Source organism: Corynebacterium tuberculostearicum, assembly GCF_030229345.1.
GTDB classification, from domain to species: domain Bacteria; phylum Actinomycetota; class Actinomycetes; order Mycobacteriales; family Mycobacteriaceae; genus Corynebacterium; species Corynebacterium tuberculostearicum_G.
The window spans coordinates 1-7181 of sequence record NZ_JASPGP010000021.1 but is presented as its reverse complement, the minus strand read 5'-3'; the positions used below and the strand labels follow the sequence as shown (position 1 = coordinate 7181).

The window sequence follows — 7181 nt, the reverse complement described above, 5'->3', positions numbered from 1 at the left end:
TGCAATATCGAAATCAGACCCTTGAAGCCCTAACCGCCTAGAATTAAACCAGTCCAACTTTCGGGGGCCAGTTCAGTTACGGGCGACCCCCGAACCCGATAACAACATGTGGTTATTAATGGGGCGCTGGGGGCGCGGTCACACACCTCCTGATTCTGCTCTTCTGAAGCAGGTCTTAGAAGCCTCTATCTCCCCGTCTACGTCCTCGTTGGAAGAGCTGGGGTTCGAACAAGCGCCGCCCAGAAATAGGCCTAAGACTTGGTACCAAGCTCTGAAACAAGCCGGCTCGGCTTCGTAGCGGTCTAAGGCACCGTAACCCGGGAAATAGAATCATCAAGTGCCAGTTTGGCTGCCTTTCGTTCCGGCAATCCAGTACTCTAAGCCCCGAATTTGGGCAACCTGTTCTTAGGTAGATTCAACTGGCTGGAAGCCTAAGTGCTATCGGGCTGGCGATGCCACTAGGCGGTTTTACTACTAGGCCTAAGCGTTGTATTAAGAATGCTGCTGATTCTCAGTCCTGTCAGAGGTGACGCGAAAACCGCAGGCCGTGACTAGCGGTTTGCGGCAGCCGAAAGGTGTTAACTCCAAGAGGTACTCACCTAGATTGAGCTGAGCCGAGCCTGCATAAATCTATGCAGGCGTTCTTGTTAGCGTTTTCGATGTTGAGAAATGAAGTCGGCACCGTCTTGGCCACAAGGGCAACTCGAGCTAGATCCACCGATTTTCTGTAAATCTTGGCTACGGTGCCGGAGAATTCTTCGAAGTGGGAGTGGGCTTACAGGTGCGCTAGAAAGACATTTAGGCTTCTAATAGGCTGCTATCTCACGCGGCCAACTACTGGTGCAGAGGCTTTCACGCTTATCGTCGGCGCGTGGAAGTGAGTAGTCAACGCTATCTACAGCGCCCCATGAGGTTATTAGTTGTGTGGGTTTTCCTTCCACACGAAAAGTGCTCCCTGCACTATTCAGATGCGGCCCAGTCCAGTCAACGAGAGACTGTCAGGGCCAACAATTGTATAGCTACCCGCCATAGCGGCGTCCCACATGCACCTCTACGCCGCCGAAGAGGCTGTAGCAATTGACGTTGATTTCTGGAGCGTCTACCGGGAGGTCATTCGGATGGATGGCGCCGTTCTCTACCTTGAGGTCATGTCCGCCAAAAAGGCCTACGCCGCTGACGTGGACGCGGAAGCCTTCGGGAATATAGACATCGACGCCACCAAAGACGCCCGCCGCGTTGATGGTGGTAGTACGACTGTGCAGGGCGACGCCCGTGAGATCAATATCCACTCCGCCGAAAAAGCCCAGGGCTGTCAGGGAACGAGCTACTGCCCCACCGCTGACAGTGGACCCGCCGAAAATCCCCACCGCAAGGGAGCGGGTCTCCTGCACGCTCGGCTGCACCTGGCGGATAGCCTGCTCCACCTTGGCGATGGCTTTGGATTCTTGCTGGCCCGCATAGGGCTTTGCGATTTTTCGTTCCTGCTCAAAAAGGAGAACTTCTGGGTTCTCTACAAGGTCAGCCAGCGGCTCGATGAGCTCAGCGCGGGTCGTTGCATCGACGCACGCAGCCGAGCGCTTTTCAAAATCATCGAGGTCTATCTGCCCTGCCGAAAGCGCATCTCCTAAAATGTCTGCGGCTTTCATACGCTCTTGGTGGTTACAACGGATTTCCAGCGGTTTCATACTTTTATAATATCCGCTATAGCCACCATGCGCGCGGCTTATTCCTCGCCTTGGGGCCCCTTAGAGGAATCGGCCTCCGGCAGAAAATCTTCTACGCGCTCGCCTACCCCGGTCAACTCTGCGATAGCCGCAATAGCGCGCTGCGCGCCCTTGCCGTCACCATAAGGATTGACGGCGTTGGCCATGGCGTCGAATGCGGCGGCGTCGGAAAGCAAAAGCTTTGCCTCTGCCACAATGAGCTCGCGATTAGTGCCCACCAGCTTAACCGTGCCGGCAACGACGGCTTCGGGGCGCTCGGTGTTTTGGCGCATGACTAGCACCGGCTTGCCCAATGCTGGTGCCTCCTCCTGGACTCCGCCGGAGTCAGTCAGGATGATGGTGGCACGGTTTTGTAGCTGCGTGAACTGGTCATAAGGCAGCGGATCCGTGATGATGATATTTGGCAGGTGCTCGACCTCCGGCAGTACCGCTTGGCGCACCTTTGGGTTTAGGTGCAGCGGCAATGCGAAGTTAATCTCCGGGTAGGCTTCTGCCAAGTCCTTAACTGCCCCACCAATTTCCTTCATCGCCTCAAGGTTCTCGCGGCGGTGGGTGGTGACTACGACAAGCCGCTTATCGGACTCGGCGGCTTCCTGCAGGGCAGGGTCCGCGAACTTCGTATCCCACGATGCTGCTTCCAGCAGAGCGTCAATGACGGTATTACCGGTGACCACGATGTCCTTGGAACGCACGTTCTCGCGACGCAGGTTCTCCATCGAGCCTGCGGTTGGGGCCAGGTGCAGTTCGGCTACCTGACCAATGAGCTTACGGTTAGCTTCTTCTGGGAACGGCGAGTGGATATCGCCGGTACGCAAACCGGCTTCGAGGTGAACGATCTTTACCCCACGGTGGAAACCGGCGAGCGCTGCAGCCATAGCGGTAGAGGTATCGCCCTGGGAGATGATGACGTCCGGCTTTTCTTCCTCAATGATGGAGTCCAATCCAGCAATGGCGCGGGAGACAAGTTCGTTAAGCCCCTGTCCCTGTTTCATGAGCTCCAGATCGTGCTTCGGCTGGATGCCAAACATGGTGTTGACCTGTTCCAGCATCTCTTTATGCTGGCCGGTAGAGACTGGGATGGATTCAAAGCGCTCATCTTTATCCAGCGCCTTGATGACCGGTGCCACCTTGATAGCTTCCGGTCGGGTGCCATAAATGGTCATTACCTTGGGCTTAGTCATTATTCTCTTCCTTTAGAGTGATGGAGATACTTCTTCATTGAACCATGTACGGGAGAGCTGTACCCCCGCTCTGGTTTTGGAGCGTTCTAGTCGCTGACGCTCACGCCGCCGTCTGGGACAACAGTCGCCTTGGCCGCCATGGCGCGGGCTAGATCGAGGCGTTGCCACGAGCCTCCCTCTGCCTGCCAATCCAATGGATTGCCGGCTGGGCGCGCGGTCTGGCGTAGCACCTCGGCACGCTGGTCCCAGCTGAGCTCTGGATGGGATGCGGCAAGCAGCACTGGGGCGGCCTGCGGGACGACCATCGGGGCGTCGGTGCGGTATCGCGGGGCGAAGTCATAGTCCATGAGCTTGGAATATTGCTCCACCGCATCCTCTGTGGACCGATAGTCGGTACCCTCTGCCCTATCCTGGGCCACCAATTCTTCCACCGTTTTTCCGGTGCGCCACTTAATTTCCTTGCGCACTTCCATCGAGGCTTCCCACAGGGCATGGCGCATGCGCTTGTCATTGAGGCGGTCGGCTGCGGCGGCCTGGCCAGTCATGCGGCCGCCGATGACATCCAGCGGGTAATGCACTCCTAGGACCACGCGGTGGTTGCCGGCCTCCGCGCCCCGCAGCATGAGCTGTGGACCTACCTCAGGCAGCATGAAGGACATCAGCGTGGTAATCCACGTTGCCTGATTGGTATGGCCCGAAGGGAAAGCTGGCGAGGTGGGATAGAGATCCTTGGAACCATCGTCGTAGCGCTTAATCGCCTGCGGCGCGCGCTGATACGGGCGTTGATAGTTGAAGTAGTACTTCTCAGACATCGTGGAATTGGCCAGTCCGCCTGCGCGGGCCGCATAGCCATTTCCTAGGAGGTATTCGGTCTTGGGCAGGCGGTGCTCGGCCAAGGCGGCGCGGAAGGCATCGCCTAGGTTCTTGCCCATCGAGTCAGAAACGGCGTTGAGCACGCTGGTGGAGCTAGCCCTGGCATCGGACTGCGCACGCTGAATAAGGGCTTGGTCCCCTGCCGCCGCATTATTGATGGCCACGGCCTTGTCCATATTTTCTTGGCGGATTTCTGGCTGAGCCTTGATGTGATCAAAAAGCTGGACTACCTGCCAGTAGTTGCCAAATTGATAAGACGAGACATCGGATTCAAAGCCCGCGATATAGTCCGTGCTAAACGGCTCTGGAACCGGGGCACCGGGGTGCTGGACTGGGGCTGCGCCGGTGGACTGCTGGGTGACAGGCTCACGCAGCTGGGGTACGGCTACGGGAAGGGCTGTGGCCGACGGTGCGAGGGCTATAGTCAGCCCAGTAGCCGCACACAGGGCGAGCCCACGGACTGCGGGGCGAAGATTATTCCGATAGTTCAACGTAGAAACCTTTTACTAGCATCAAATTCCCACGAATAATATCTAACTAAAGTTAAGGAGAAGTGAACGCGACGCTAAACTCGCATGCATAATCGTGGATTGGCGGGTAGACCTTTGCGGCCACCACTCAGCGTTCTTCAGGCCAATTGGGGCCTTGGTGCGCCGCGGCGGTATCCGGTTGGTGGCCGGAAGATTCCGCAGAAATGCTCGCGGTAAAAAGCGCGGCCAGCGCCACTGCTGATGCCGCCGCCGAATCCCTGCGCTTGTTATTTTCCACACATTTAAACTAGCGCGTATTGCGCACCATGAAAAGTGCTAGTCCAATGCGGGGCTAGCGCCACCCCTCACTCGTGGTTGGCGGCGCGCGCCAAAGCTTCGCGGTAGGCTGGTGGGGAACTTTTACTCGCACAGGAATAAGGGGACACGCTAAGCAATGATCCAATTCGTCTTCGGCGCCGCAGCAGGATACGTTTTTGGCACCAAAGCAGGCCGCAAGCGCTACCACCAGATCAAGGGCGCCTACGAAAAGGCCGTCAACTCCCCCGTGACCAAGTCCGCCGTCACCTCGGCTCGAAAGGCAGTAGCCAATCGCCTGGACCCAGAACCGCGCATGCGCGAGGTTCGCGATTTGTCTTCCAAGCGCAAGGGCAAAGGCCGGCTGCGCGGATCGCAGGTGGATAATGCGGACCGCATTTATGAGCCCGATGAGGACTAGGTCGATTGCAGACTAGTCTTAAGGCCTCCTCCCCTCCCCTCGGCACGCACCTTATTTAGGGTCGCGCCGAGGGGAGATTTTTATGCCTGGGGAGGCGTACCGCGGAAGGCGCGGTCATTGAGTTCGCGGCGGGCCTGCTCGAGAGCGACTAAGTCAGCGAAAAGCGAGTTATAGCTGGCCTCATCATCAGAGGGGCGCATGCGGCCGAGGCGGGCCTTGAGCTGGGCGATTTGGTCCCCCACCACGGTTTCTTGCAGGCGGGATAAAACGGAGTCGGCGTATTTCTCAGGGCCGACGTCGGTAGGCAAAATGGCTTCCACGGCAAGCTCGGAGACGAAGTTGCGGGCGGTTAAGTCCTGCATTTCGCCGGCTACTGCAGCAAGCCACTCCACGGCGGGCAAGGTGGCACCATGGGCGGCACCACCGACGGTGGAAATGGCCTCGCGGACGAGGCGGTAGGCGTCATTGGTATAGGCATCAGCAGTGATGCCATCGAAGTAGGAGCCTGCCACCTGCGGCATCTGCAAGGCCAGCTTGAGGGCCTCGCGCTGTGGCCACAGGTGGGTTTCCTTGGGGCTCGGCGGATGAATTACCGGCGCATCCTGCTGGGCCGGTTGCTGCTTCGCGTTATCGAAGCGGCGAAGGGTGGGTCTTTCGGCCTTCTTGGGCTTGCGCGCCTCCGCGCGGACCTGCTGCAGGACCTCTTCCGGGTCGGGCCAACCCACCCAACCGGCAAGACGGCGGGCGTACTCGCGCTGCAAAGGCTGATCGCGGATTTGCGCCACCACGGGGACCGCGCGACGCAGGGCCTGCAGGCGGCCTTCGGCACTGTCGATGCTATAACCCGAGATGACGGATTGGATGACGAACTCGAACATAGGGATTCGATCCGCCACCAGATCACGCACGGCAGCATCGCCTTTTTCCAAACGCAGGTCGCACGGATCCATGCCATCCGGGGCCACGGCGACAAAGGACTGGCCGGTGAATTTCTGCTCGCCGTCAAAGGCACGCATGGCGGCCTTCTGCCCTGCCTCATCGCCGTCGAAGGTATAGATGAGCTCGCCGCTGAAATAAGAATCATCCAGCATGAGCCGGCGTAGCACCTGGAGATGCTCGCCACCAAAGGCAGTGCCACACGATGCGACTGCGGTTTTCACTCCAGCGGCATACATGGCCATGACATCCGTATAACCTTCCACCACCACTGCCTGGTGGTTATCGGCAATATTGCGCTTGGCCAAGTCGAGACCGAAGAGCACCTTGGACTTACGGTAGAGCATGGTCTCAGTGGTGTTCATGTACTTGCCGAGCTTGTCGTCGTCGAAAAGCTTGCGCGCACCAAAGCCAATGACGTTGCCGGAAAGGTCCTTAATCGGCCACAGCAAGCGACGATGGAAGCGGTCGATGGGACCACGCTTGCCCATCTTGGAAATGCCAGCTGCTTCCAGTTCTTCAAAGGAAAAGCCTAGGCGCAGCAGGTGCTTGGTGGCCGTATCCCAACCCTCCGGGGCATAGCCGCACTCGAAGTCATAGATGACCTCGCGGGAAAAGCCGCGGTCCAGCAGGAAATCGCGGGCGGTGGCCGCTTGCGGGGTCTCCAACTGCTGGCGGTAAAACTCGTGGGCGGCCTTATTGGCAGCAATGAGGCGCTGACGCGTGCCCGGCTTCTCATTGCGCGCGCCTGTGGAACCGCCCTGGTAATTAATGTGATAGCCGATCTTCTGCGCTACTGCTTCAACGGCTTCTGGGAAGGAGACCTGCTCCATTTCCATCAGGAAGCTGAATACATCGCCCCCCTTGCCGGTGGAAAAGCAGTGGTAGTAGCCGCGCTGCGGGCGCACGTGAAAGGACGGGGTCTTTTCATCCTTGAAAGGGCTAAGGCCCTTGAGCGAATCGTGCCCGGCGGGCTTGAGCTGCACGTACTCGCCGACGATTTCTTCTAAAGGCGCGCGTTCACGGATAGCTTGGATGTCGCTGTCCGGAATTCTGCCTTTTGCCATGCGTACAGACTACCCCGCACGCGGTGGGAATGTTCAAATGGCTGGGCCAGGATGGTGTGGTGCCTGTGGGTTCACGGTTTGGGCGGAAATTACCCTCTGATGGGGTGTATTCCACCTGGGCGGATTCTAGTGGTCGTGGAAACACTTCTTATGTTTCGGTTGAGTTTATCAGTGCTGCCATTTTCTCGGCTGGT

Annotated in this window: 6 protein-coding genes; 1 reads left to right on the top strand and 5 read right to left on the bottom strand. The window is 58.2% G+C overall.

The window, feature by feature from the left end; genetic code table 11:
• Positions 1 to 1019: 1019 nt before the first annotated feature.
• The 4 genes from QP884_RS11125 to QP884_RS11110 form a co-directional block, all read right to left on the bottom strand.
• Positions 1020 to 1685 carry a DUF1707 SHOCT-like domain-containing protein gene (locus QP884_RS11125; protein WP_284822052.1) on the bottom strand — a complete coding sequence of 222 codons (666 nt, stop codon included), beginning with the start codon at positions 1683 to 1685 and terminating at the stop codon, positions 1020 to 1022.
• A 38-nt stretch (positions 1686 to 1723) separates the two neighbouring features.
• Positions 1724 to 2905, bottom strand: coding sequence for a non-hydrolyzing UDP-N-acetylglucosamine 2-epimerase (gene wecB / locus QP884_RS11120; RefSeq protein ID WP_284822051.1), 1182 nt, complete (start codon positions 2903 to 2905; stop codon positions 1724 to 1726).
• Between the two features lie 86 nt (positions 2906 to 2991).
• On the bottom strand, positions 2992 to 4206 hold the full coding sequence (locus QP884_RS11115) for an acid phosphatase (protein WP_434736468.1): 1215 nt from the start codon (positions 4204 to 4206) through the stop codon (positions 2992 to 2994).
• Between the two features lie 190 nt (positions 4207 to 4396).
• Positions 4397 to 4546, bottom strand: a complete 150-nt coding sequence (locus tag QP884_RS11110) for a hypothetical protein (RefSeq protein WP_005324243.1) — start codon at positions 4544 to 4546, stop codon at positions 4397 to 4399.
• A gap of 156 nt (positions 4547 to 4702) precedes the next feature.
• Between QP884_RS11110 and QP884_RS11105 the strand changes: the two genes are divergently transcribed.
• Positions 4703 to 4984, top strand: coding sequence for a hypothetical protein (locus QP884_RS11105; protein ID WP_005324241.1), 282 nt, complete (start codon positions 4703 to 4705; stop codon positions 4982 to 4984).
• Positions 4985 to 5064: 80 nt separating this feature from the next.
• Here QP884_RS11105 and dnaG read toward each other — a convergent pair whose 3' ends face one another.
• Positions 5065 to 6987 carry a DNA primase gene (dnaG, locus tag QP884_RS11100; RefSeq protein ID WP_284822049.1) on the bottom strand — a complete coding sequence of 641 codons (1923 nt, stop codon included), beginning with the start codon at positions 6985 to 6987 and terminating at the stop codon, positions 5065 to 5067.
• Positions 6988 to 7181: the final 194 nt, after the last annotated feature.